Origin of the sequence: Streptomyces sp. NPDC056987, from assembly GCF_042673865.1 — a bacterium.
Lineage (GTDB): Bacteria > Actinomycetota > Actinomycetes > Streptomycetales > Streptomycetaceae > Streptomyces.
Map to the genome: position 1 here is coordinate 1 of NZ_JBHURV010000087.1, position 2,288 is coordinate 2,288.

2 protein-coding genes and 1 pseudogene are annotated in these 2,288 nt (G+C 63.1%); 2 read left to right on the forward strand and 1 reads right to left on the reverse strand.

The features are described 5' to 3' along the window. Positions 1-225 (forward strand): annotated as a pseudogene (locus ACFTZC_RS41885) (IS5/IS1182 family transposase); the annotation flags it as partial. A 355-nt stretch (positions 226-580) separates the two neighbouring features. Continuing rightward, positions 581-1,495: an alpha/beta hydrolase gene (locus ACFTZC_RS41890; protein WP_382899353.1), complete on the forward strand. Its 915-nt coding sequence runs from the start codon at positions 581-583 to the stop codon at positions 1,493-1,495. Here ACFTZC_RS41890 and ACFTZC_RS41895 read toward each other — a convergent pair. Then, complete coding sequence (locus tag ACFTZC_RS41895; RefSeq protein ID WP_382899355.1) at positions 1,461-2,000, reverse strand: TetR/AcrR family transcriptional regulator; 540 nt, start codon at positions 1,998-2,000, stop codon at positions 1,461-1,463. The two genes, ACFTZC_RS41890 and ACFTZC_RS41895, sit on opposite strands and share 35 nt — an antisense overlap. Positions 2,001-2,288 lie beyond the last annotated feature (288 nt).

A 2,288-nucleotide genomic window follows, 5' to 3' on the forward strand; every position in this document is an offset into this window, starting at 1 on the left:
GCGCTGCGCGAGCGCCGGATCCTGCCTGTCATCTCGCGCAAGGGATCACCCAACATCAAGAGCATCGGCAAGCTCCGCTACGTCGTCGAGCAGACCTTCGCCCTGCTCCACCACTTCAAACGCCTCGCCGTCCGATGGGAACGACGTACCGAACTCCACGACGCCTTCGTCTCCCTCGCCTGCAGCCTCATCTGCTACCGACGCCTCAAGAAGACCCACTCATGATCGCACTACGAGCTCTTATGTCCGCAGGCCCACTTACCGCAGAGATCGTCTCCTGGTTTCCTGACGAGCCGCCCAGCACGTACGAGCGAGTTGAGCAGGAGTGCCCAACCTGGCAGAATAAGGGCAAATGCCTATGCGGCGACTGACATTCACACCGGCACCCGATTCTCCGGCCTGTGCCGCAGGCTCCGACTGATCAGCGCCCGCATCATCACCGCGGCCAACGAAACCACCGGCAACGGCCAACAGCGTGCGTTGAGAGCGCTCGGAAGTTGAGTAGACCCCCATAACTGCAGCTCAGAGACTATGCAGAAGCGAGTTGCAAAAGGCGGCAAGTCGACGTGAAAGTGAGGGCATGAACTACCTCGAATACGCTGGTTTCCTGCCCGCCGAGCACACGAAGAACCTTGTAGCGCCCACCAGCACGTGGTGGCAGTGGCGGGACACCCGCATACACGTCAACCGCTCCGTCGCTCCCGACGCCCCAGTACGCGTAATGATCATCCACGGTGCCGGGGGCCACTCTCAAGCGCTGTGGCCCCTCGCCGCGCCGGACGCATCCGATGATCTGGAACTGATCGCACCGGATCTCCCGATGTACGGCGACACCGTCACTCCTGACCCTGCGGGAGTCCGCTACGACGACTTTGTCGATCTGCTGTGTGACCTGGTCCGAGCCGAACGGGCCGCCGACCCTCGACCGATCCTCCTGTTCGGTCTCAGCATGGGCGGCATGCTTGCTTACGAGGTGTCAGCGCGGACCAGAGACGTCGCTGCTGTGCTCGTAACCAACCTCATCGATCTGTCTGACACTGCCATGCGCGCCACCGCCATCCGCTACTCCTGGATGGGAGTCACAGCCCCTTACGTACTTCCTGTAGTCGCGTCCGTTCTCGGCCGGCTGCGGCTGCCGGCCCGCTGGTTCGAAGACATGGACAACATGAGTAACGATCCCCAGTTGTCCCGGCTGTGTGCGACAGATCCCCGCGGCGGTGGTATCCATATGCCGCTGGGCTTCCTCTCCAGCATCATCCGCTACGTGCATACCCCGCCGCAGGCATACCGTGGTGCACCTCTCACGCTTGCCGCACCCACTGCCGACTTGTGGACTCCTGCAGAGCTGAACATCCGCTTCCTGCAGAAGATCGCAGGACCCACCGATCTGGTGATGCTGGAAAACTGCGGTCACTTTCCGGTCGAGGAGCCAGGTTTCAGGAAGCTCAGGGCCACTCTGATCAACGTTGTCCGGTCGGTGGCGCCAGCGCAGTGACACTCGCCATCAGCATCTGAAGGTCGAACCCTTGCGCCGTCATGACCCGGTGGATCAGAGCATCGACTGTGGCAACAATCGTCTGCGCTGCCAGAGGCGCGGAGCTACCGCCCCGGCCGCACCGGGCAAGGTGAAAGCTGATGTCCTCGGCCAAGCGCCCCTCTATCGCACGCAGCACTTCCAGGTCGCGCACGGTGCGGGGACCGAGGCGGTGAAGAACATCATGCAGTCCTGGCCAGTCATCATGCAGCGAAACAGCTGCCTCAAGCAGACCGCACATCGTTTCATCAAACGGAAGAGCTTCGCGGCGCAACCGGCTGGTCACCTCGTCCAGCACTACATCGACGTCACGAAGATGCCGTTCGGCGAGAACTTGCAGCAGTGATTCCTTGTTCGGGAAGTACTGGTAAAGGGTACCGATCGACACCCCCGCTCGATCGGCGATTCGATTGGTCGTCGCTGTAGCGCCCTCGCGATGGAACACCTGCGCGGCAGCTTCTACCAAGGCGTTGACGGTATCGCGGGAGCGCTGCTGGCTCGGCGTTCGACGGTAGAGTTCGATATCCCAACAGTACCAAAAGCCCACCTACCGCCGACGGGATCTCGTCCGGCCGCATGAGCCCCCGGACGAGATCGCCGCCGAAGGCCGCCTCCTGCCCTCGCAAGGCGCCGCGTACATCACCGGGCAGGTCCTGCGCGCGGACGGCGCCGCGAGCACCGGCACACAGGCCGGGCGGCGGGGTGTGCGCGGCATCGCTGCCGGAACCCGTCCGCGTCCTGCCCCCCTGACATT